Annotated in this window: 17 protein-coding genes and 1 pseudogene; 15 read left to right on the top strand and 3 right to left on the bottom strand. The window is 40.5% G+C overall.

Translation table 11 applies throughout. The features are described 5' to 3' along the window. Nucleotides 1-723 precede the first annotated feature (723 nt). Together R2S57_RS28405 and R2S57_RS28400 are read left to right on the top strand one after the other, a co-directional pair. Nucleotides 724-921: a hypothetical protein gene (locus R2S57_RS28405; RefSeq protein WP_316848298.1), complete on the top strand. Its 198-nt coding sequence runs from the start codon at nt 724-726 to the stop codon at nt 919-921. Between the two features lie 15 nt (nt 922-936). Then, nucleotides 937-1,752, top strand: a complete 816-nt coding sequence (locus R2S57_RS28400; protein ID WP_316848297.1) for an endonuclease/exonuclease/phosphatase family protein — start codon at nt 937-939, stop codon at nt 1,750-1,752. Nucleotides 1,753-1,771: 19 nt separating this feature from the next. Here the strand turns inward: R2S57_RS28400 and R2S57_RS28395 are convergent, their stop codons facing one another. Next, on the bottom strand, nt 1,772-2,722 hold the full coding sequence (locus R2S57_RS28395) for an alpha/beta hydrolase (protein ID WP_316848296.1): 951 nt from the start codon (nt 2,720-2,722) through the stop codon (nt 1,772-1,774). A 296-nt stretch (nt 2,723-3,018) separates the two neighbouring features. On the opposite strand from R2S57_RS28395, the gene R2S57_RS28390 reads away from it, so the two are divergent. From R2S57_RS28390 to R2S57_RS28380, 3 genes are all read left to right on the top strand, one after another. Further along, nucleotides 3,019-3,858: a ThuA domain-containing protein gene (locus R2S57_RS28390; RefSeq protein WP_316848295.1), complete on the top strand. Its 840-nt coding sequence runs from the start codon at nt 3,019-3,021 to the stop codon at nt 3,856-3,858. A 22-nt stretch (nt 3,859-3,880) separates the two neighbouring features. Beyond that, nucleotides 3,881-5,005: a glycoside hydrolase family 18 protein gene (locus tag R2S57_RS28385; protein WP_316848294.1), complete on the top strand. Its 1,125-nt coding sequence runs from the start codon at nt 3,881-3,883 to the stop codon at nt 5,003-5,005. Between the two features lie 375 nt (nt 5,006-5,380). Then, nucleotides 5,381-6,928: an IS1634 family transposase gene (locus R2S57_RS28380; protein ID WP_316848293.1), complete on the top strand. Its 1,548-nt coding sequence runs from the start codon at nt 5,381-5,383 to the stop codon at nt 6,926-6,928. Nucleotides 6,929-7,091: 163 nt separating this feature from the next. Here R2S57_RS28380 and R2S57_RS28375 read toward each other — a convergent pair whose 3' ends face one another. Beyond that, nucleotides 7,092-7,499 (bottom strand): EthD family reductase, encoded by a 408-nt coding sequence (locus tag R2S57_RS28375; RefSeq protein WP_316848292.1) that lies wholly within the window; start codon nt 7,497-7,499, stop codon nt 7,092-7,094. 113 nt (nt 7,500-7,612) lie between these two features. Continuing rightward, nucleotides 7,613-7,900 (bottom strand): annotated as a pseudogene (locus R2S57_RS28370) (OmpA family protein); the annotation flags it as partial. A gap of 375 nt (nt 7,901-8,275) precedes the next feature. Here R2S57_RS28370 and R2S57_RS28365 point away from each other — a divergent pair. The 10 genes from R2S57_RS28365 to R2S57_RS28320 form a co-directional block, all read left to right on the top strand. Then, entirely contained in the window at nt 8,276-8,644 is a 369-nt protein-coding gene (locus R2S57_RS28365) for a LytR/AlgR family response regulator transcription factor (protein WP_316848291.1), read from the top strand. A 114-nt stretch (nt 8,645-8,758) separates the two neighbouring features. Continuing rightward, a complete protein-coding gene (locus R2S57_RS28360; RefSeq protein WP_316848290.1) occupies nt 8,759-9,667 on the top strand; it encodes an ROK family protein in 909 nt (302 codons plus the stop codon). An 84-nt stretch (nt 9,668-9,751) separates the two neighbouring features. After that, entirely contained in the window at nt 9,752-12,304 is a 2,553-nt protein-coding gene (locus tag R2S57_RS28355; protein ID WP_316848289.1) for a glycoside hydrolase family 38 C-terminal domain-containing protein, read from the top strand. Between the two features lie 155 nt (nt 12,305-12,459). Next, nucleotides 12,460-13,851, top strand: a complete 1,392-nt coding sequence (locus R2S57_RS28350) for an SGNH/GDSL hydrolase family protein (protein WP_316848288.1) — start codon at nt 12,460-12,462, stop codon at nt 13,849-13,851. Then, nucleotides 13,851-16,172: a GH92 family glycosyl hydrolase gene (locus R2S57_RS28345; RefSeq protein ID WP_316848287.1), complete on the top strand. Its 2,322-nt coding sequence runs from the start codon at nt 13,851-13,853 to the stop codon at nt 16,170-16,172. The genes R2S57_RS28350 and R2S57_RS28345 overlap by 1 nt, the downstream gene beginning before the upstream one ends. A gap of 18 nt (nt 16,173-16,190) precedes the next feature. After that, complete coding sequence (locus R2S57_RS28340) at nt 16,191-18,461, top strand: GH92 family glycosyl hydrolase (protein WP_316848286.1); 2,271 nt, start codon at nt 16,191-16,193, stop codon at nt 18,459-18,461. Between the two features lie 73 nt (nt 18,462-18,534). Beyond that, the gene (locus R2S57_RS28335) at nt 18,535-20,718 is read left to right on the top strand and encodes a GH92 family glycosyl hydrolase (RefSeq protein ID WP_316848285.1); all 2,184 of its coding nucleotides are present in this window, start codon (nt 18,535-18,537) and stop codon (nt 20,716-20,718) included. Nucleotides 20,719-20,721: 3 nt separating this feature from the next. Next, on the top strand, nt 20,722-21,852 hold the full coding sequence (locus R2S57_RS28330) for a glycoside hydrolase family 130 protein (RefSeq protein WP_316848284.1): 1,131 nt from the start codon (nt 20,722-20,724) through the stop codon (nt 21,850-21,852). Nucleotides 21,853-21,886: 34 nt separating this feature from the next. After that, the gene (locus tag R2S57_RS28325) at nt 21,887-23,371 is read left to right on the top strand and encodes a sialate O-acetylesterase (RefSeq protein ID WP_316848283.1); all 1,485 of its coding nucleotides are present in this window, start codon (nt 21,887-21,889) and stop codon (nt 23,369-23,371) included. A 382-nt stretch (nt 23,372-23,753) separates the two neighbouring features. Next, nucleotides 23,754-25,499: RagB/SusD family nutrient uptake outer membrane protein (locus R2S57_RS28320; protein ID WP_316848282.1), on the top strand; the 1,746-nt coding region annotated here is incomplete at its 3' end.

The raw sequence follows: 25,499 nt of genomic DNA, 5'->3' as shown, positions 1-25,499 counted from the left end.
AGGAACTTATATATGCTCAGATGCCTTAGGTGGTCAAATTTAAACAGTTCGGTTTTTATTTTTTATGACCACCTTGGGCAGCTAAGTTCACTTGAGTTTTTTTTTAAAAATCCCTTTAAATCTGCGTTCCTTTTCTGCGGTATCAGCGGGGAAAAAAGTGGTCAGGTGCTTTATTATTTTCCCGCAGATCAAAAAAGATAAAAACACAGATTAAGCAGATTTGGGTCGCTAGGTAAAATCTTATCTTTCGATGTAGATCTCTCCGCTAGGTCGAGATGACGTGTTTAGTGGATATTCCGTATAAACCCTGTTTTTCCTGTTAATCTGAGTCTTCTGCAATGCTATTAAGTTAAGCCCTAGTTACAGGCAAATATATTTTAACCACAATCTGTTCCGATTTCGGGAGATAAAAAGCCTGGATAGCCCTTCAGGCGTGGATATTAAGTTCTGTGTTTATCCCCGCCTGAACGGCAGGGCAAGTGTATCCATCTGTGGTTAAAAACGCTTAAGTCTTCATGTAAAAAAGAAAAGGGATTCAATTTGAGATTGATCCCTAATCAACTAACCAAACAAATGTATTCCGGAAACCACGCCGGAATCATGATATAAACGAAAGTATGATCAGTTTGTTTTAAGCGATTGCAGATTTTGTGCTATTTTTTTTAAAGGAAAAAATAAGAGCGGTTATCTGAAATTACGTTCCGCTTTTTTTAGCTTTGTACCATGCAAAATCTTTCCAAGAAGCTTCAGATTGATCTCATCGAACTTAAGGCCAAATACGCCTTCATTATGGATGAACTCGAAGCCACTTTTGCTGATGCTTATCTATCCAAATCGTTGGCAAAACAAAGGCTGGCCGAACAGATGATGCTGGAAATAGAAAGGATATTAAGTGAACAAGCGGGAGAACATGAAGATTGATTTTTTTTAACCGATATGAAATTATATTCTTTTTTAATAGTATGCATTTGTCTTTTAGGTGCTTGTTCGCCTAAGCTTAGTTCATCATCGGGATCAAAAGACAATAACAGATTGCGCATCATGTCTTACAATCTGCACCACTGCAATCCACCATCAAAGGAGAAGGAAGGTTTGATTGATGTTGACGCCATTGCAAAGGCAATAGCATTGCAAAAGCCTGATCTCATTGCGCTTCAGGAAGTAGATGTGAACACGAAAAGATCGGGCAATGTTAACGAGGCGGTATTATTGGCCACCAAACTGAAGATGAACTTTTATTTTGGTAAGGCTATAGACCACGATGGAGGTGATTATGGCGTGGCCATTTTATCGCGTTTTCCTTTATCCGATCAACAGACTTTTATGTTGCCTAAAAATAACGATGTAAAAGCTGAACAACGGGTTTTGGCCATTGCAACTGCCGAAATTGCGAAAGGTGTGTTTATCCGTTTTGCATCTACCCATCTTGATGCACAGCGACCTGAAGAGAACCGTATTTTACAGACTAAAGAAATCAGCCGTTTAGCAGAAAAGGAAACTTTGCCACTGATCGTTGCCGGAGATCTTAATGCTGATCCTGCATCAGAAAGTATTAAAATATTTGATACCGCTTTTACCAGGACCTGCAGGGATTGTGCTTTTACCATTCCAGTGATTAATCCGAGTAAAACAATCGATCATATTGGCTTTAAAAAAGGAAATCCGTTAACCGTGATCTCACACGAGGTTATTCCTGAACGATATGCCTCAGATCATTTGCCGATTTTGGCAGTGCTTGAGCTGAAACACTAAAACGAAATATTTTTGATAGCTATGGTTTTTTAAAGGAAGGCGGGATGCTGAAGGTGCGTTTTTTATCAGCATCTTTAAAATCTACTTCCATAAAATAGCGCTTATGTTTCAAGATATAATTTTCAATGAACCATAAGATATCAGGCAGGTTCTCTGCCATTGGTGAACCCGCTATTTCATGACCCATATCTTGCACATACTGGAAATAATATGGATATCCATTTTTTTTGAAGGTGCGTGCAAGATATTTTGATCCAAAAAAGCCCCGGTTAAGCAATCTAACCTTATTGAAAGGTACAAGATTATCGGCGGTGCCATGAAATAACATGGTTGGTGCAGGCGGAATCGTATATTTTGGTGCACCATGATAACTCAAAATTGCACCTGCAAAAGAAATTACGCCTTTGTATTGGAACTCTAATGGCAGCTTTGCTGCTAGTGGTGTAATATTCCGTTTATTATAATCAGCGTTGAGCGCTGTAATGGCACCGGCACTAGATCCGGAAAGGATGATCATTGCCGTATCGATACCAAGGGGTTTTGCGTTTTTGATCAGGTAACGGGTTGCACTAAAAACATCTGTTGTGGCCGTATCAATTGCTGCTTTTAAATTGGAGGTATTAAAGGGAGTAGGGAATTTCTTGCCTTTTAAGCCAAGCCGGTAGTCAACAGAAACCACTTTAAAATTATGTTCAATTAAGGTATTAAAATATTGTTCGAATAATTTACTGTCTCTCCGGCCCGTTACAAAACCGCCACCAAATACAAAAAGCACCGTTGGTTTGGTATCGCTAAGTTCACCACGATAATATATATCCAATTTGAGGGTGCTGGAATCCGTTTGAGAAAATGTTTTGGTTTCAACGCGGTACTTTTTATCTTTCAGTACAATCTGCCCAAAAGAGGATAACGATGTGAATACAAGTACCAGGAAAAGAATGTTTAGCGGATATACTTTGATATTGGGCATCTCGATTAATTTGAAGGGTTCGCTATTTTCGCCAAAATAGATCGGCTCTGAATTTCTAAGCTAATTTATCGCATTTTCGATTGCCGAACAATTGATTTAAACAAGTTATTTAAAAACAAGTTCATAAATCCATATTAGGATATCCAAAAGCCAATTTCGATCTGTAACTTAGTTTTATCTTCTAATCAAAACTGTTTGTGCGCTATGGTGTTAACCGAAATAAATAAAAGTTTGTTTCAGCTTTTTTCAACTCATCATCATTATTCGCCTTCTATGTTATCTACAAAAAATACCCTATGAAAAAAGTATTGTTGCTCAGCATGGTTATGTTTGTTAGTTTGTTTAACGCGAACGTTGCGCTGGCCTCGCAGAAAAAGGAATTTAAGGTTATAGCCTTTTATACGGCCAAAAGCGATCTGGCACATATCAGTTTTGTGCACGAAGCCAATATATGGTTTCCGGAAATGGCTAAAAAATATCATTTTGATTATGATTCTACCTCGAACTGGGAAAATTTAAACGAAAAGTTTCTCGCCAGCTACCAGGTGGTACTTTTTTTAGATACCCGCCCCGAAAAGAAGGGGCAACGCGAAGCCTTCCAAAAATACATGGAAAAAGGTGGCGGCTGGATGGGATTCCATTTTGCTGCTTTTGGTTTAAATAATTCTGCCGTGCCGCAGAACTGGGACTGGTACCACAATACATTTTTAGGATCTGGAGAATATGGCAGCAATACCTGGAGACCAACGAGTGCTATTTTAAGAATTACTAGCAAACATCCGGTGACGAAAAGCCTGCCACAAACTTTTACAGCACAGCCCAACGAATGGTACAGCTGGAAAAACGACTTGCGTAAAAATCCTGATATCGAAATTCTCTTATCGATCGATTCGACAAGTTTTCCGCTAGGTACAGGGCCAAAACAAAATGAAATCTGGCACAGTGGTTTTTATCCTGTAGTTTGGCACAACAAAAAGTTTAAAATGCTTTATGTAAATATGGGGCATAACGATATGGATTATGAACATCAATACGATAATACCAATAAGGCACTTTCTTCATCCTTTGGAAACCCTTACCAGGATAAATTATTAATCAATGCGCTTTTGTGGTTGGGAAAGGGTAAAAAACATTAATCATTAATTTAAAATCTATCAAATGAAAAGAAATTTAAGGCTTTTAACCGTTTTTCCATTGTTGATTATTGCGCTGATGGTGATGTCGATCTCAAAAAATGAATCTGAAAAGGTAATTATCGGTTATGTGGGCGGTTACCGTGGTTTGGTTGATGTCTCGCTGATTGCGCCAAAGAAACTCAGCCACATTAACTATGCGTTTATTAATGTGAAGAGTAACAGGGCATTTATCAACAGACCCGAAACAGATACCGTTAACATGAGAAATCTAGTTTCACTTAAAATACAAAACCCTAAACTCAAGGTGCTGATCTCTATCGGGGGTTGGGCATGGAGTGAGAATTTTTCTGACGCTGCACTTACCGATACCTCAAGAGCTGGTTTTGCAAAGAGTGCGGTAGAAATTGCCCGAAAGTTTAAGCTCGATGGGCTTGATATCGACTGGGAATATCCTGGGATTGCCGGAGAAGAAGGTAATGTTTTCCGGCCGGAAGATAAAACGAATTTTACTTTACTGATGGCCGCACTTCGGGATGAACTGAATAAACTGGAAAGTGAAACAGGTACGAAAAAACTCCTTACCATTGCCGTGGGTGGCTTTAATAATTATATAGTACACACCGAAATGGATAAAGTGCAGGGATATCTGGATTTTGTTAACCTGATGACCTATGATTTTTATCCCGGAGGTGGGTTGGCGGTGCACCATACCAATCTATACAGTTCTGAAAAATATAATGGCAATAGTGCCGACGCAGCATTTCATGCCTTTAACAAAGCGGGTGTACCTGCCAGTAAACTGGTGATGGGTATTGCGTTTTATGGGCGGATGATTAAGCTAAAAGGAGAAGCAAAAAATGGACTTGCAGACAGTGTTCAATCTATGAGTTATGGAAAAGGTTATACTTTTATCCGCGACAGTCTGATCAACAAAAAGGGTTTTAAACATTACGTAGACAAATCGGCAAAAGCACCTTATATTTTTAACGGCGAAACGAAAGAGTTTATGACTTTTGATGATGAAAAATCGGTAATGGAGAAATGCAAATATGTAAAGAAAAACGGAATGGGTGGGGTAATGTTCTGGGAACACGATTCGGACCTGAAAGGTTATCTGCTTGATCAGATTAATAAAGACATCAAATAAAAACGATTTCATCTGATCAAATTTCGCATTACACTAAAAAACCTGAATAAATTTTAACTATTTATTCAGGCTTAATTACAGGAGATTGATGTGCCATTTTAGGGAGGAATTCGTTTTTTTATGACCTTTCGTCTGCTCCACTATTATTGAAGCACTTCACTGATTTGAACAACTGGCTGAATATTGGTGTAATTCTTAAAATCTGCCCTGATTTCTGTGGCTTTCAGATCAAGTACTTTTTGGTAATCAGAGAGTTTGTCGCCTGACTTTGTCGCTATTTCTTCAGTCGATTCGTAAACAATTGATTCATTGTTGTTTACAAAAAACGCATCACCAATTTGGGTGACGCAAAGTGATTAAGCGCTATATTTATGAATGTTTGTCCGAAAGAAAAAGAATCGTTCTGGCACTACCAGCATCGTTGTAGCGGTAAAGATCCAGGGTAAATTTAAGGAAGTTAAGACCATCGGTGTATCCAGGGATGATTTGGAGATTGAACGTTTCTATAATGAAGCTAAGGTTTGGGCAGATAGTCAGTTGAAAGGAGAAGATTTATTTATGCGGCATACTCAGGATACAGAGGAAGCATATGTTACCAATCTGTTCCTCTCAAATATAGAAAATATCCTTCATAATGGTGCTCAGCTCATATTAAATAGAGTCTATGAATCTATCGGATTTGATACTATAGATGATTATATCTTGAGACAACTGGTTATCTCAAGATTAACTCAACCGATGAGTAAATCCGCAACCATTGAATATCTAAAATCACATTTTGATGAGGATCTTCAGCTCGGTAAAATTTACCGGTATATGGACAAGCTCAATAATACCCAGCAGGAATCTATTCAAAAAATCAGCGTTGAGCATACCAGAAAGATTCTTGGAGGTAAGATCGGTTTAATGTTCTATGATGTAACCACACTATATTTTGAATCAGATTACGGGGATGGTTTCAGAGAACCCGGCTTCTCTAAAGATGGTAAGCATAGTCAACCACAGATAGTTTTAGGGTTGTTAGTTAGTCAGGATGGCTATCCATTATCATATTCGATGGTCAATGGAACGCAATACGAAGGGCATACAATGATTCCGATTGTAGATGATTTTGTAAGGCGTTTCAAACTGGATGATTTTGTATTGGTCGCTGATTCTGGTCTTATAAATAAGAAGAATATAGATTTTCTAAAGGCACATGGATATAAATATATCATAGGTGCCAGGATAAAAAATGCAAATAAGGTTCAAAAAGATTGGATACTTTCACTAGAAAAGATCGAAGGTAATTTTAATGAAACTCCCGTTGGGCACGGTAGATTAATAGTCGGTTATTCGGGAATACGCGCTAAAAAAGATGCTTATAACCGAACCAAAGGAATCAACCGACTGGAAAAAGCTTTTAAGACAGGTACAATTTCTAAGGAAAATATAAACAAGCGTGGCTATAATAAGTTCCTGGTGATTTCAAAAGATGTACAGGTGTGCATTGACAAGAGTAATGTTGAAGAGGATGCGAAATGGGATGGATTGAAAGGATATATTACAAATACTGATCTGCCTGCAGCAGAGGTTGATGAACAATATAGTAGTCTATGGCAGGTAGAAAGAGCTTTCAGAATTACCAAAGGGACGGTTGAAATGAGACCGATGTTCCATTTCACACCTAAACGAATAGAAGCCCATGTATGCATCTGTTTTGTTGCTTATAAAGTCTACAAAGAACTTGAACGCATATTAAATGAAAATCACTATAAAATAAGTGTGGATAAAGTCTTGGAAATCGCTAAAACCATTACTACGCTAAAAATAAAATTGCCTCAAAGTGGGAGAACCATCAATAAAACAATGATTATTACTGAAAGGCAAAAGGAAATTGAGTTGTTATTTTCAGACGACTTTTGGAAAACTCATTTTGGGTGACGAATTGGCGAAGTCAGGAAAAACGATTTCATCTGATCAAATTTCGCATTACACTAAAAAACCTGAATAAATTTTAACTATTTATTCAGGCTTAAATACAGGAGATTGATGTGCCATTTTAGGGAGGCATTCGTTTTTTTATGACCTTTCGTCTGCTCCACTATTATTGAAGCACTTCACTGATTTGAACAACTGGCTGAATATTGGTGTAATTCTTAAAATCTGCCCTGATTTCTGTGGCTTTCAGATCAAGTACTTTTTGGTAATCAGAGAATTTGTCGAAATAGAGGTAACCAATAGCCAGAAATGGAACAGGTTTATCTGGTGCTCCGCTTGCTATTCCTTTATCAATAGCGATAAGCTTCAGGCCTTCTCCAAAAAAAGTTGCCATTAGGGGCATGTGTTTTTTGATATAGTAGTCCATGTCGAACGTTTTTCCCTCTCCATTTGGATAAAGGACGGTTACCTTAATCATTCCTTTTTTTATCTGAAATGTACCGGTTGTTTGCGCTTGTAGGGAATTTATAAAAAGCCCCAAACAAGCGAGTAATAAAATCGTTTTTGCTTTCATTTTAGATGTTGTAAATAGGTGTAGATTAAAGATAGTAAGTTTTTTGAATTGTCAATGGTTTTAACTTGTTGTAAATCAATGTTTAGGTGCTATGTGCACTTCCATTTCGTTTTTTAATATTTTACGATCTTAAATTCTGTTCTCCTGTTGGCCTGGTGTTCGGCAATGGAACAGGCCACACCGTTTTTACACCTGTTGAGCAACTGGGTTTCGCCATAACCTTTCGCTGTCATGCGGCTGCGGGCAATGCCCCGGCTAACCAGATAGTTCACTGCCGATTGTGCCCTGCGCTGTGAAAGGTCGATGTTATAGCTATCTGGTCCCCTGCTATCCGTATGCGAACCCATTTCGATTTCCAGACTTGGATTGTCCCTCATAATGCGGACAGTTTCATCGAGTATAGTTAAATTAAATGTAATGAAGAAAAAGAGATTTGCTCATTTTTATTGTAGTCTAATATTTGGACTTATAAACATGACGCGAAATAATTTTGTTGAATTTTATTGGTTTTTTATGTGGTAGTTGATTCATTTACAGTTGCTTATTTGTTTGTTTTGGTGAGGCACATAGGTGTTAAAGTGGGGAATTTTTTCCCCAAAATTCCCCAACTATTCAACACTTGTCTGAGGTTTAAAATAGTAATGGAAATAGTGGTCAAAATATATTATCAGCCAATAAAACCGCTCAGGTATATAAACGGGGACTAAAATCAATCAACTGCTATTTTTCTTTTCAATTGGCCAATCTTTTGCAAAGGTTAAATAAAGTCAATGCTCATGGAAACACCAGGCACGTCGTACAGCTGTGTCATCATAGATGATGACAGCATCAGCATAACCATACCCAAACATTACCTCAAGAGAACAGGAGTGTTGTCTTTGGAAGATAGTTTTACCGATCCTGTCGCAGGAATAGCTTCATTTAAAGGCAGGCGAAAAAAAATCGATTTTCTTTTTTTGGATATAGAAATGGAGATTTCAGGTTTTGATGTAGCCCGAATGCTGAGGAAACAGTCGAGATTTATCATTTTTACCAGCGCAAACAAAACCTATGTGATCAGTTCCTTATCAAATGCCGATAGTCTTTTGATCAAACCGTTCACGTTTATGGAACTGAATGAGGCTGTAGACTATCTGATTACTTAAAGCATGCTATTCTTCAAGTATAAATTGCAGAATTTGTATTTATGAATTAAAATACTATTTTTGCTAAAACGATTTATAACCAAATATTCCATTTTTTTAAAGCAGATCATTTCAATGGGCTTTGTAAATATTAAAAATCATCTTACAGTAGGGGTAGATATAGGTGGATCTCACATTGCCGCGGCAGCTGTAGGCCAAAATAAGCTCATCCCACAAACCTATACATTAGCTAAGGTCGATTCGGGCCTCGAAGCTGATGTGATTATAGCCGATTGGATTAGTGCCATTAGAAATGTTTTTGTGGAAACAACCGGTGATAAATGTATTGCGGTTGCCATGCCAGGGCCTTTCGATTACGAAAATGGCATTAGTTTAATTACCGGCATGAATAAGTACGAATCGCTTTATGGTTTAAATATCAGGGAGATTTTTGCTTCACAATTAGGCATTCAGCCTTCCAATATCCACTTTTTTAATGATGCGAAATGTTTCATCCTGGGTGAGGCTGTAGCTGGTGCAGCGGTTGGCTTCGATAAAATTATCGGCATTACCATTGGTACCGGGTTAGGTTCTGCCCGCTGTGTTAATCAGGTTGCTGAGGATGTAAACCGTGGCTCAAGTGCTTTTTTAGATGGTATTGTGGAAGATTACCTGTCGACCCGCTGGTTTACCAAACGTTATCAGGAACTTACGGGCAATAGGGTAGCGGATGTGAAAACGTTGTGCAACCTTACTGAAGAAGAGGTAGTTGTGGATCAGATTTTTAATGAGTTTACCCAAAACCTAATCGATTTTCTTTCGGTATTCATTTCAGATGAACTTCCGGAGGTGGTGGTAATAGGGGGCAATATTGCGCAGGCCGCTAAGCGTTTTTTGGCGACAGTTAAAAGTAAACTTGCCGGGCAATTCCCTGAAGTACAGATTAAAGTAACCGAATTATGGGACCATGCGGCCTTAATCGGCGCTTGCAGTGCTGTTAACGAAATCAATAAACTTTCTGATCAGCTTGAAATAGGGAATTGATTTTTTTTAACACTTGCTAAATTGATTTAGCTGTTTTTTTTAATATTTTCTAACCAATACCATTCTTTCTCCCTCAAAAAAAATATGCGCCTGATTAAGCCACTATTTCTTTTCACATTGTTAACACTTTTGGTGCTGCAACATGCGGATGCCCAAAATAAATTTTTTATTGATGGTTATCACGGTGGTTTCTGGGGGCATTATCCGGCATGTTATACAGGTTTTATTGCCGATAAACTGGATGAGAACAGTTTTTGGAAAATTAATTTAGAAATTGAACCCGTTACCTGGGATGTGACACAAAAAAACGATTTGGTAAATTATAACCGGTTTAAAACTTACATTAAAGATCAATCGGTAAAGGGTAGGGTAGAGTTTGTTAACCCGTCTTACGGACAGAGTTACCTTTTTAATATCCAGGGCGAATCTGTAATCAGACAGTTTGAAATCGGGATCAAAAAAATAAAAGCACATTTTCCCGAAGCCGAATTTCATACCTATTCATCCGAAGAACCCTGTTTCACCAGCGCACTGCCCCAGATTTTAAAATCATTTGGTTATCGTTATGCTGCATTAAAAAATCCCAATACCTGTTGGGGCGGTTATACGCGTGCTTTTGGCGGCGAACTGATCAACTGGAAAGGATCTGACGGTTCGGTATTGCTTACCGTTCCGCGTTACGAAACGGAAGCTTTGTTGCAAAATTCGACCTGGCAAACCCAGGCCTGGAACAACTCGACAGCATATATTTCGGCAGCTTACCGCTATGGCATTCAAAACCCCATTGGCATGTGCATACAGGATGCAGGCTGGAAAAACGGTCCCTGGTTGGGTAAACCAAAAGATTTCACCTATACAACCTGGCGGGATTATATTCAGAATACGGCAAATAAAACGGATATAAAAACCTGGAATTTTAATCAGGAAGATATTCAGGTAAGTTTGGTATGGGGTGCGCATATACTACAGAAAATGGCCCAAAACACCAGGATTGCCGAAAATAAGATCACCATTGCCGAAAAAATGGATGCCATAAACGCAGTGGCAAATAAAACCAGACTGATTGGTGGGAAGTTTGATACTGCCTGGCAAAACCTCTTGCTTGCCCAGCACCACGATTCGTGGATTGTACCTTACAACATCGTAAACAAAGAAAAAAGATGGAACTGGGCCGATCAGGTTAAATATTGGACGGATCAATCGAACAACCTTTGCGACAGTGTTTTGAATCCTGCAGGTAAAAATGGTGCTGAAAATCCAGATGGTTTTAATGTAAAGGTTTACAATTCGCAAGCCTATCCACGCAAAGAAATTGCGAAAATCCAGCTGGATGAAAAAATTGGAAACCCAATCGTGATCGGACAAGATCATAAATCAGTTAATACGCAACTCATCACCGAAAATGGCAATCGTTTTTTGTTATTCGAAGCGTTTGTCCCGGCATTGGGATATGCTAATTATAACATAAAATCTTCCAAAACTAAAATTGCTCAGACAGCCAATCATGTTTCAGTAAAAGGAGAGCTGTATACCTTTAAAAATGAGGATTACGAAATTGTATTTAATGCCGCCAAAGGTGGGATTATGGAAAGTTTGATCGCTAAAAAATTAAACAATAAACAGTTTGTAGATCAAAAAAGTAAACGGTCGTTTAATGAAATGAGGGGTTATTTCTATCAGGACAGCACTTTTTATTCTTCAAAAGATCAACCGGCCAAAATAACTGTTGTAGAGGATGGCCCATTGATGTGCAGGTTAAAAATCGAAGGAAAAATCAGCATCCACCCGTTTACAGAATATATTACGTTTGAAAAATACGATAGCAGGATTGATGTACAAACTACCGTCGATTGGCAAAATAATGCGAGGATAGGGCAAAACTATGCACAAAAGAGAGGCTGGAAAGCGAACGATCTTAAAAAAGCATTTTATAATGATAGCTTAAAATTACAGGCTGTTTTTCCCTTGAATATAGCAGCTCAAAAAGTTTATAAAAACGCGGCCTTTGACGTGATGGAAAGCAGGTTGAAAAATACTTATTTCAATACCTGGGACAGTATCAAAAACAACATCATTGTGAACTGGGTGGATGTAAGCGATCAAGATGATCACTACGGAATGGCTTTGTTAAACGATCATACCACAAGTTATGGACATAACGAAGCCGGTATTTTAGGCTTAACGCTCCAATACTCGGGGATGGGTTTATGGGGCCGGAATTATAGCATAAAAGGCGCTTCAGGATATCATTATGCCATTTTGCCGCATCAAAATAAATGGGACAAAGCGCAGCTTTGGAACCAAAGTACTACCTGGAACGAGCCCCTGCAGGTAGTTGTAGATAACCAGCCGCAAAAACCTTCAGTTTCACTGCTCCAGATCAATGAACCTGGTTATGAAATTTCATCTGTGACCATAGAAGATGGCGCTTTATTGTTTCGTGTATTTAACGCCAGCGGTTTAAACAACGATGTAAATTTAAATTTTGAAGTACCGATAAAAAAGGCTGAACTTGTTGAGCTGAACCATACCAAAACACAAACTTTAAAGCTGCTTAAAAAGCAGAAAGGGCTAACGGTGGTCAATATGCCTATTCAGCAATTTGGACTGAGGACCATTAAGGTTTATTTGCAATAAGGTTCTCTGATTTTGTTACATTTAATAGTTGCTAAATCGTTTTATATTACTAATTTTAAAAATACAACATACCAAATATAAACTTGATCAAGTCATGAGCTATATCCCCCAGGCAATCGGATGCTCCCGACTTTATTGAACTAATTCTGATTGAAATGAAAAAAAATGTTTTTTTACTGGCACTCGTATCCCTGTTTGCCGCCAATGGCTTTGCACAGAAGAAAGTTGAACGCTTTAAAGCTGGCGACCGTGTGGTTTTTGCCGGAAACAGCATTACCGAAGCTGGCCTTTATGGATCGTACATCTGGTTATACTACATGACCCATTTCCCGGAAAGGAAACTGGAAGTGATTAATGGCGGCGTTGGAGGTGATGTAGCCCGGCAGATTTACGATAGGTTGGATGGCGATATACTGGCCAAAAAACCAACGGTGCTTGCGGTTACATTCGGAATGAACGATAGCAAGTATTTCGAATACCTCGACAAGAAAAACCCGGTAGATGATCAAAAAAGGCAGGCCATTATCAAAGAATCGTACGATAGTTATGTAAAAATTGAAGATAAGCTTAAAAAACTTCCCGCTGTTAAAACTATTTTAATGGCTTCATCACCCTATGATGAAACGGCAAAAATGGAAGGTAACCTGTTTTTAGGCAAAGCAAAAACCATGCAGGGCATTATCGATTTTCAGTTAAGCTCGGCCAAAAAAAATAACTGGGGTTTTGTCGATTTCTTCCATCCCATGACCGAAATTAACATCAGGGAGCAAAAAAATAATCCTGGTTATACCAATACCGGGACCGATCGCATCCATCCAGGCAGCGCAGGCCATTTTATTATGGCTTATATTTTTCTAAAGTCGCAGGGTTTAACAAATACCCCAATTGCCGATGTGAAAATTAATGCGGCGAATAAAAAGGTAACGGTTGCTGTAAATGCTAAAATATCGAATGTAAAATTGGCAAAAGGTGATGTCAGTTTCGATTATCTGGCAAAATCGCTGCCTTATCCTATTGATACTGCCGCACGCGTTTGGCAAAACTTTCAGGTACAAACTGAAGCATTGGCGGTAATTCCATTTGTAAAAGAGTTTGATCAGGAATTGCTCACCGTAACAGGCTTAACAGGGCAAAATTACAACCTGAAAATTGACGGACACATCATCAAGAAATTTTCGGCTGCCGAATTGGCTTCTGGTGTAAACCTCGCCACCTTGAAGAATACGCCCCAATATCAGCAAGCACTTAAAATATTGGCCTTGAATAACGACCGCAGGGGAGTGGAAAGCAAGTACAGGAACTATTACTGGGTGCAGTACGATTTTTTAAAGGATAAAGGTTTTCTTTTTAACAATTCGAAGGAAGCACGCGATACCATCCAAAACAACCTGAAGAAAAACGGGTGGCTTAACGCTAAAAAGGGCGATTATGATGAAATTGTAGATAAAGAGCCAGAAGTGAGGGCGAAGATGGATGGTTTGATCAACCAGATTTACAGCATCAATAAACCAGTAGTCCGTCATATCGAATTAGCAGAAATTTTATAATGAAACTTAATTTATTATTAGGCGCTACATTCAGCTTGCTAACGCTGGTTAATGGCGTAAACAGGAAAGAAAAAACACCTGCAGATTATGTAAACCCCTTTATCGGTGCCACTACAAATGTGGGCGATGCGGGTATTTATCACGGTTTAGGTAAAACTTATCCTGGTGCGGCCACGCCTTTTGGCATGGTTCAGGTGAGTCCGAATACGATCACGGGTGGCGATAATGGCTCTGGTTACAGTTATGAGCATAAAACCATCGAAGGTTTTGCCCTCACACAAATGGGGGGAATTGGCTGGTATGGTGATATGGGTAATTTTCTGGTGATGCCAACTACCGGTGCTTTGAAAACGGTTTCTGGGAAAGAAAACGGAAGGAAGGGTTATCGTTCGTTTTACGATAAACAATCAGAAAAGGCTGGTGCGGGTTATTATTCTGTTCAGCTTTCTGAGAGCAAGATCAAGGCAGAATTAACAGCCGCAACACACAGCGGGATGATGCGTTTCACCTTTCCAGAAAATAAACAGTCGCGTATACAGATCGATCTTGCCCGCCGTGTGGGTGGAACGTCTACTTTACAATCGGTTAAGGTGGTAAACGACCATACCATCGAAGGTTGGATGAAATGTACACCCGAAGGCGGTGGTTGGGGAAATGGTGATGGCCATGCCGATTATATCGTTTATTTTTACGCGCAGTTTAGCAAACCTTTAAAAAACTATGGCCTTTGGTCGGCCAATATTCCTGACGGATGGAACCGCAAACGCGATGATGTGATTAGCGATAAATATCAGGATCTTGTTGAAAAGGCCGAAATCCTAAAAAATATTCCTCAAAAAGAGGGGAAACATTTGGGCTTTTTTACCGAATTCGAAACCAAAAAAGACGAACAGGTTATTTTAAAAACCGGAATTTCCTACAACAGCATCGCGGGTGCAAAAAATAACCTTGAAAAGGAAATTACGGATTGGAATTTTGACCAGATCCACAATCAGGCTGTTGCGAAATGGAACGCGGCTTTATCGAAAATTAAAATTTCGGGTGGTACCGAGGATGAAAAAACATCTTTTTATACCGCTTTGTACCACACCATGTTGGATCCACGTATTTTTCAGGATGTGGATGGCAATTATCCCGGTGGAGATGGAAAAGCACACCGCTCCACAAGGTTTACCAAACGCACTATTTTTAGCGGCTGGGATGTGTTCAGAAGCCAGATGCCTTTGCAGACCATCATTAACCCGGCGGTGGTTAACGATATGGTAAATTCTTTGGTCACACTGGCCGATGAAAAAAATAAAAATTACCTTGAGCGCTGGGAAATGTTGAATGCCTATAGCGGTTGCATGATCGGTAACCCTGCGGTATCCGTAATTACTGATGCGTATCAGAAAAATATCAGGAATTTTGATGTGCAAAAGGCTTACCAGCTTTCGGTAAACAGCGTGGAGAAATTTGGTAACGGCGAAAAAGGTTATACACCAGAACCCCTGAGCATTGCCAATACCCTTGAGTACGGTTATTTCGAATGGTGCGTAAGCACGCTCGCGAAATCGTTGGGTAAAACCGACGACGCCAAAAAATACCAGCAGCGGGGCCAGTCTTACCATAATATTTTTGATCAGGAAAAAGATTGGTTCAGACCTAAAGATAAAGACGGGAAATGGCTTGCCTGGCCCGATTCAGGGCGTTTAACGCAATGGTATGGCTGTATCGAAAGTAATCCTTATCAACAGGGTTGGTTTGTACCGCATGATGTGCCGGGCATGGTGGCTTTAATGGGCGGTAGAGAGAAAGTATTAAAGGATCTCACCAATTTCTTCGCCAAAGCACCCGAAAACATGATGTGGAACGATTATTACAACCATCCCAACGAACCTGTTCATCATGTGCCATTCTTATTTAACCGCCTGGGAAGCCCCTGGTTAACCCAAAAAATAACCCGAGAAATCTGTAGCAGGGCTTACCACAATACAGTAGAAGGTTTGGTGGGCAATGAAGATGTTGGACAGATGTCGGCCTGGTATGTTTTGGCCGCAAGTGGCTTACATCCGGTTTGTCCTGGCGAAACCAGGTACGAAATTACCAGTCCGGTATTTAACAAGGTCGATATCAAATTAGACGGGCAATATGCCAGTGGAAAAACATTCACCATTCAGGCTGAAAATAACTCGCCAAAAAATATCTATATCCAAAGCGCCACCTTAAACGGAAAAGCTTACGGAAAATGTTATATCGACCATCAAGACGTTGCCAAAGGCGGTCTATTGGTTTTGAAAATGGGCAGCGAACCGAATAAAAATTGGGGCATAAACCTTTAACAAAAGCACACACACAATATGAAATTAGGATTTACATTTTTAATCACATGTTTGGCCACCGCTGCACTGGCTCAAAATAAAGATCTGGTACATTATGCCAATACTTTACAGGGAACCAATTCCGAATATGCGTTAAGCCATGGCAATACTTATGCCACCACGGCGCTGCCTTTTGGCATGCATACCTGGGGTGCCCAGACCGGGAAAAATGGTGAGGGCTGGAAATACCTTTACAAAGATAAAACCATCCGTGGCTTTCAACAGGCACATCAGTGCAGTCCCTGGGTGAGCGATTATGCTGTTTTTTCATTGATGCCGGTGATGGGGAAACTCACGGTAAATGAAGATGAAAGGGCTTTGCCTTTTAGCCATGCAAACGAAACCGGGAAACCGAATTATTATAAAGTTACTTTCGACAATAAAATTTCAGCGGAAATTGCGCCGACCGAGCGGGGTGCGCATTTACGTTTCAGCTTTCCGAATAAAAACGAAGCCGCTTACCTGGTTTTAGACGGTTACAACAAAGAAAGCAGGGTAGAGATTTTACCTAAACAACGGAAAATAATCGGTTACGTCAACAACGGCCGGTTTATCCCTAAAAATTTCATGAACTACTTTGTGATCGAGTTTGATCAGCCTTTTGAAACTTATGGTACCTGGGAAAACATTAAAAACCAGATCAAAGAAAATAATATCAAAGATGAGGGGAAAGGTATCGGTGCTTATATCAAGTTTAAAAACGGGGCAAAAGTGCAGGTTAAGGTGGCTTCATCTTATATCAGTGCAGAACAGGCACAACTCAATTTAGACCGCGAATTGGGTAAATACAAACAATTGGAAGACACCAGGGCTGCCGCAGGAAAAGTATGGAATACGCTGTTTAACAGGGTTTTGGTTGAAGGCGGTACTGAAGATGAAATGGCAACATTCTATTCTTGCTTATTTAGGGCAAACTTATTCTCACGACAGTTTTTCGAGTATAAAAAAGATGGCTCACCTTATTATTTCAGTCCTTACGACAGTCAGCTTCATGATGGTTATATGTATACCGATAATGGTTTATGGGATACTTTCAGGGCGCAATTTCCTTTAAATACCATTATTAATCCCACTTATGAGGGGCGTTATATGAATGCACTGCTCGATGCTCAGGATCAATGCGGTTGGTTGCCAGCATGGTCTTTTCCGAGCGAAACAGGTGGGATGTTAGGCAATCATGCCATTTCTTTACTAACTGATGCCTGGGTAAAGGGCATCCGTACCTTCGATCCGAAAAGAGCGGTTAAAGCTTATTTTCACGAAGCAAACAATAAAGGACCATGGGGCGGTGCAAACGGAAGGGCAGGATGGAAAGATTATTACCAATTGGGTTATGTGGCCTATCCGGGTTCGGAAGGGGCAGTATCGCAAACACTTGAATATGCCTATGATGATTTTTGTGGTTATCAACTGGCCAGCATGACGGGACAGGATTATTTTGCCGGCCGTTTTGCCAAACAGATGTACAACTATAAAAACCTTTATGATCCCGCTACACGTTTTATGCGCGGGCGTCAGGCCAATGGCGAATGGGTACCCAACTTCGATCCATACTCCTGGGGCGGTCCCTATACCGAAGGAAATGCCTGGCATTGGCAGTGGTCGGTTTTTCACGATACCCAGGGTTTAATCAACCTCATGGGCGGCAATGAAAACTTTACCGCCAAGCTCGATTCGGTATTTTCATTACCCAACAAAGTTAATGTGGGTGCTTATGGACAAACCATCCACGAAATGACGGAAATGGTAAATGCCAATATGGGGCAATATGCACACGGCAACCAACCTATTCAGCACATGATTTACCTGTACAACTACGCTGGTCAACCCTGGAAGGCACAAAAATGGTCGCGTGAGGTGATGAACAGGTTGTATAACGCCACAGAAAATGGTTATCCTGGCGATGAAGATCAGGGCCAGATGTCGTCCTGGTATGTGTTAAGTGCATTGGGCATTTACAGCGTTTGTCCGGGTACAGATCAATATGGGATCGGCAGTCCGGTATTTAAAAAGGCCACCATCACTTTAGAGAACAAAAATAAATTTACGGTAGAAGCGGTGAACAACAGCAAGGAAAATGTGTACATCCAATCGGCAACTTTAAACGGCAAACCATACAGCAAAAACTTCATCAAACATGCCGATATCATGAACGGGGGCATACTCAGGTTTGAAATGGGTAGCCAACCACAAACGAGCCGTGGTTTAGCTGTTGATGATAAACCGTTTTCGCTTACCAAAGCCAAATAGCAATAATATCAGTTAACGATTAAATATACAGATGGTGGATTTTCGAAACCTAATAAAATATAAAACCAGGAATGTGAGCTTAATCTTGCTTTTAACACTGGGTACTCACTTTACTTTTGCTCAAAACAAAGTCATTAATTACGCCAATCTGGTGAATACCAAAATTGGTTCAAAAGGAAAAGGGCATGGCGTGCACGAACAATATTTAGAAGCAGGTTATACCTTTCCGGGCGCCATGTACCCAATGGGCATGGTGCAGTTTACACCCACTTTTTTTGCTGAAAACAAGGGTTTTGTGGTAAACCAGTTGAGCGGTGCCGGATGCGACCATATGGGCAATTTCCCTGTAATGCCGCTGGCTGGTGCCTTAACAAAATCTCCGCTCGATATGAAAGGATTTGATCCCCAATATCAGATCAATAAGGCCTCAGCTGGTTTTTTTGATGTGGATTTAAAGAAAGACAACATCAATGCGGCTTTAAGCGTTACGCCCCGTACAGGAATGGCAGGTTTTACCTTTAACGCCAATGAGGAAAAAGGAACCATTGTAATCGGAACGGGAATCAATGGCACAAAAATTAGTCTGGCAAATGCCAAAATACTGGCAGATAATACCATCGAAGCTTATGCCGATGGCGGTTCGTTCTGTGGTTCGGCCACGCCTTACAAAATTTATTTTGTGGCAAAATTCGATGTCAAACCGATGGTTTCAGGGGTATGGAAAGAGCAAGAAATTCAAGCTGGAAAAAAAGAAGCAGACGGCGAAAATTCAGGTTTATACTTCACATTCGACGTTTCAAAAAGCAAAACAGTTAAATATAAATTTGCGGTATCGTATGTCTCTTTGGCCAATGCAAAACAAAATCTGGCTGCCGAAAATACAACATGGGATTTTAATTTAATCAAAAATAAAGCGCAGGCCGCTTGGAACAGTTATCTGGGTAAAATCAAGGTTTCAGGAGGAACTAAAGATCAAACCGTGCAGTTTTATACGCATTTATACCATGCTTTGGCCCACCCGAACATCAGTAACGATGTAAACGGAGCTTATATGGGTGCCGATAATCAGGTTCATCAGGTTATTGCAGGCAAAAACAATTATACCTCTTTTAGCAATTGGGATACCTACCGTACACAGATCCAGCTCATCAGCATTCTCGCACCGAAAGAAACCAGTCAGATCATTCAGTCAACAATTGATTTTGCGGCACAGTCTGGCGGAAGTTTACCTCGGTGGGTAATGGCCAATACCGAAACAGGTATTATGCAGGGCGATCCTACATCCATCGTTATTGCGAATGCCTATGCTTTTGGCGCAAAAGATTTTGACCACAAATTGGCCTTAAAAGTAATGCGCAAAGGTGCAGAAGTACCAGAAGCTAAATCACAACAGATTGAAACCAGGCCTTACCTGGCGCAATACCTGAGCAAGGGCTACGTAAACGATGCATCGATGAATTTAGAATATACTTCTGCTGATTTTGCGATTGGACAGTTTGCGCTACAGGCATTAAATCAGAAAGATGTTTATCAAACTTATTTAAAAAGGTCGACCCAGTGGAAAAACCAGTTTGATGCGGAAACAAAATGGATCAGATCTAAAGAAAGTGATGGCAAATGGCGCGGTCAGAATGATGGCATGCGGGAAGCCAATTACAAAAGTTATTATTGGATGGTACCTTATAACATTAAAGGATTAGCTGATGCTATTGGCGGTAATAAAGCTGCGGAAGCCCGTTTAGATGATTTCTTTAGGAAACTGAACGCAAATTATTCGCAAGATTGGTTTGCTGCAGGAAATGAACCCGATTTTCAGGTACCATGGATTTACAACTGGGTAGGGGCACCTTATAAAACGCAAAACCTGGTGAAACGCATTATTAAAGAACAATATACAAATACTGCCAGTGGTTTGCCCGGTAACGACGATTTGGGCGCCATGGGGGCGTTTTATGTTTTCGCAAACATGGGTATTTTTCCTGTAATCCCGGGCATAGGCGGGGTATCCTTAAATTCTCCTTCTTTTAGTAAAATCACGATCAGTTTACCCAATAAAAAGTTATTGGAAATAACTGGCGGTGCCAACAATTTAGCCTATATCGATAAATTAACATTCAACAGTAAGGTGATTAATAGCACCTGGTTACCATGGACAAAACTTGCACAGGGCGGAAAACTAAATTATACTTTATCCTCAAAACCGAATAAAAATTGGGGATTATCTACCGTTCCACCCTCATTTCAACCAAAAAATTAATCAATGAACCAGCAAATCGCAAAAATGAAAAAATTACTCACCCTCTGTTTATTATTTGTTTTCGTACAGGTTGGTGCGCAAACCAAATCCACCAATTGGTCGCTGGGGCCTTTCATCCGTCCTACGGATATCAATCCGGTTATTTCGCCTGATGCAGCCAGTAAATTCTTCGACCCGATTAAACAACAACAAATCGACTGGGAAAGTAACGATACCTTTAACCCGGCAGCAACATTAAAAAACGGAAAAATTTATGTGTTATACCGTGCCGAGGATAAATCGGGTAAAGGGATAGGGCAGCGCACCTCGAGGATCGGTTTGGCTGAAAGTACTGATGGATTAAGTATGAAAAGATTAAAAACGCCGGTACTTTATCCTGGTAACGATAACCAAAAAGAATTCGAATGGTCTGGCGGTTGCGAAGATCCAAGGGTAGCTGTTACAGCCAATGGAACCTACCTGATGCTGTATACCCAATGGAACAATAAAGTACCGCGATTGGCTGCGGCAACATCAAAAGATTTAGTACATTGGAAAAAGAACGGTCCGGTTTTTCGTCAGGCTTACAATGGAAAATTCTTTAACATGGCCACCAAATCGGCTTCTGTTTTAACATCATTGGTCAATAATAAATTAACCATCACAAAAGTAAAAGGAAAATATTGGATGTATTGGGGCGAAGCCCATGTATATGCCGCCACTTCAACTGATTTGGTAAACTGGGCACCTGTGGTAGAGGCTAACGGCGAACTAAAAATTCTCTTTTCACCGCGTAAGGGTTATTTCGATAGTCAGTTAACAGAGTGTGGCCCGCCTGCAGTATTAACCTCAAAAGGCATTGTATTGATGTACAATGGTAAAAACCTGCCCGGAACAGATGGCGATGAAAATTATACTGCAAATGCCTATTGCGCCGGACAGGCACTTTTTAGTCCTAAAAACCCCGGACAGGTGATCTCCAGACTGGACAAACCTTTCCTCATCCCTTCAGCATCTTTTGAGAAAAGTGGTCAATACCCAGCTGGGACCGTGTTTATCGAAGGTTTGGTTTATTTTAAAAGCAAGTGGTTTTTATACTATGGCTGTGCCGATTCGAGGGTTGCCGTAGCCATTTACAACCCGGCAAAAAAATAAGGAACTATTATTAAGGATCGGTAAATTCATTGCAATGAAAACAATTTATAAAATCACCTTTATGGTATTGAGCCTTTTGTCAGGCTTAAACCTATTTGCACAGCCAAATACGGCGTTAAAACTGAGCAATGTACTGCAAAGTAACATGGTTATCCAGCAGGGCAAAAGCTTTAAAGTGTGGGGGCACGCAGCACCTTTCGCTAAAATTACAATCACTGCCGACTGGCTTAAAAAAGAGCTTGTTGTTAATGCAGATGATCAGGGCAATTTTATAGGGGCAATTGATGTTCCCGAAGCCAAACAGGGCAATTTTGATGCACACAAGCTCACTGTGGCTTCAGCTTCGGATAAGGTTGTGCTCGATAATTTATTGATCGGAGATGTCTGGTTTTGCAGTGGTCAGTCTAATATGCAGTTTAAGCTTCAGGAAGATAAAGATGCCGCTACAAGTCTTCCGGCCGCTAAGCACCCTAATATCCGTTTGTTTAACACTGAACTGAATTTTAGTGCCACGCCAATTCTAAATGTGAAGGGCAAATGGCAGGCCTGTACACCCGAAACGGTAAAAGATTTTAGTGCGGTTGGTTATTATTTTGGTCAATATCTCCAAAAGGAAATCAATATCCCTGTTGGTTTGATCTTTTCTGGTATTGGTGCGTCAAAAGTTGAAGCTTTTGTCCCTCAGGAAGCCCTTAAAGCAAACCCACTGTTAGATTCTGCTTACCTGGAACCTTATTTAAGAAGCGATAAATCGAAGGAAATCATCAATGGAGGCTTCAGTTTCGAAAAAGTAACCCGGCCCTTCCTGTTGTACAATGCATTGATCAACCCCTTTACCAATTTATCGATCAAAGGATTTTGCTGGTACCAGGGCGAGGGAAACAGAATGGAACGCGATTCGTATACTTTGGCCACCCAAACCTTAATCAGGGAGTGGCGGAAGAAATTCGATCAGGGCAACCTGCCTTTTTATTATGTGCAGGTAGCGCCATTTTTCTATGATAAAGAAGATCCGAAACTGGCCGATTATGCTTTTTTCAGAGAAGCACAGGAAAAAATATCAAGCGTAAAAAACACCGCTATGGTAGTCAGTATGGACGTAGGGGAGGCCAAAGACCTTCACCCGAAAAAGAAAATGCCGCTGGGTATCCGCCTGGCCAAAACGGCACTGAATCAAACCTATGGCCAACCTGTTGATTATTTAGGGCCTAAATTTGAAAAAATGGTGGTAAAGGGCGATCGTGTTTCAGTATTCTTTAAAAAAGCATCCATAAAATCAGGTTTGGGAACCAATGACCAAAATGCACCTAAATATTTTACCCTTGCAGCAGAAGATGGTATCTTTTATCCCGCAGAGGCTAAGATCGTGGATCAGCATATTGAAGTATGGAGTACTGATGTTAAAAAACCAGTGGCGGTTCGATACGCGTTTACCAATTATCCGGTAACCAATCTTCAGAATAACGAGGGCTTGCCGGCGATCCCGTTTAGATCAGATCACTGGCAGGAGCAGAAGTAGGCTATGGACTATGGACTATGGACTATGGACTATGGACTATGGACTATGGACTAGGTAATTTGCTAAAACGTTTAATCTAACTTTAAACAGCATAGATAAAGTTTTTTACGCTAAAAAGCTTGTTTAAACGCCATATAGGAATAAAATAAAATAAATAGTAAAAAATATTTAAAAATAATTTGCTAAAACGTTTTTATTGACTAGATTAGTACTTGTAATCACCCTTGCACAACCAAATATAAACCGTATACGAATAATTTTACTTAGCCCAGGTCTGCTTTTTCATTGCAACATTTTCTGTTGTAGGTTATCCAGTCTGCAGTTATTTAAAGTCTTTAGTATATAAGTGTCTAACCAAATACATTTAAATACTTAGTTCTGTATGAACAGATTTTTACAAACCATTATTTTCGGGATTATTATGATGCTTGCTGCTTCATGCAAAAAGCAAAGTTTTTTAGATCCCCAACTGCAAGGTATTGGAGAAGAGGATGTCTTTACCGACAGTACCCGTACAATGGGCTTCCTGACCAATATTTATGCTGACGTGAATTTCAGCTTCGCCAACAGGCGCTTCGGCTCGGCCGGATTAAGCGTGGCAACCGATGAGGCCGAAGGTCCGGTAAACTCCTCATCTAACGTTTACAAACAGTTTATTTCTGGCGCAATCAACCCAAGCAATGTTTCGGCTGGTCCTTACAGTGTTTGTTACGAGAATATCCGCGCGGTAAATAAACTGCTGATCAATTTGCCAAAATCAACTTTCAATGCCCCGCAGAAGCAGCGGGTAAAAGGTGAGGCACTATTTTTAAGGGCCTGGTATTATGCCATGCTGTTAAAACATTATGGCGGTGTGCCCATTGTTGGCGATGTGATTTACGGTAGAAATGATGATATTCCAGCCATAAGGGGATCCTACGAAATCACGGTAAATTATGTGGTGGCGCAATGTGATTCTGCTGCTAAATACCTGTCGCGCGAGTACGAGGCAAGAGACTACGGAAGGGCAACCACCGGAGCCTGTATGGCACTCAAATCGAGGGTATTGTTGTATGCCGCAAGTCCGTTATTTAATGGTTCGAGTCCGTTTGCGGGCAGTCCGGCTAAAAAAATGGTTTCTTACGATGCTTTTGATGCCAACCGCTGGAAACTGGCAGCTGATGCCGCCAAGGCGGTGATGAATTTGGGTTATGTACTTTATGATGAACCTACAGTAGCACCAGAAACCAGAACCGGTTTAGGTTTTATGCGTGTTTTTTATGCTTCCAAAGGTGTAAACAACGAATTTATATTCAGAGGTTCGGTATCCGGTGATTTTGCCGAACTGTGGCTCGATCAGGACTTTTCTCCGCCAACCCGTGGTGGCCAAACCAATATGAACGGCACCTATCCATACCAGGAACTTGCCGATGATTTTGATATGATTGATGGTAAATCGATCACTGATCCTACAGCTGCCTTTCCTTATGATCCGAATAACCCTTATGCCAACCGTGATCCGAGGTTTCATTACACCATTTTACATAACCTTACTTTGAAGGCCGATTTTAACAACAGCAACCAGTTATTGCCGGTATACACACATGTTGGCGCACAGTATGATGGTATTTATGTGGGTACACCAACGGGCTATTATGCAAATAAAATGTTGCGCGACTCAGCTGCAAACAGGATTGGTTTGGGTACAGACCGTTTTTATCCCCTCATGCGCTATGCAGAGGTGATTTTAAATTATGCCGAAGCCACCAACGAATTTTCAGGTCCTTCTGAGGATGTGTATGCCGTGCTCACCAGTATCCGTAAACGTGCTGGTATTACCGCGGGTTCGAACAATCTTTATGGCTTAAAACCGAACATGAGCAAGGAGGAAATGCGCAAAGCCATCCAGCACGAAAGAAGGGTTGAGTTTGCTTTTGAGGAACAACGCTTTTGGGATGTGCGAAGGTGGATGATAGCGCCCGAGGTAGAAAACCGGACACTCAACGGCATGGAGATTACCAAAACATCATCGGGGACCTACACCTATAAAAAAGTTCCTGTGCGAACGCACAAATTTACGAATGCCGAATATTTCTGGCCATTTCCGTTAAACGAAGTCTCTAAACCCGGGGGATTGGTTCAAAATCCT

The organism is Pedobacter psychrodurus (genome assembly GCF_032678585.1).
Taxonomy (GTDB): domain Bacteria; phylum Bacteroidota; class Bacteroidia; order Sphingobacteriales; family Sphingobacteriaceae; genus Pedobacter; species Pedobacter psychrodurus_A.
The sequence above is the reverse complement of the archived record's forward strand: the minus strand, read 5'-3'. Positions and strand labels throughout refer to the sequence as shown.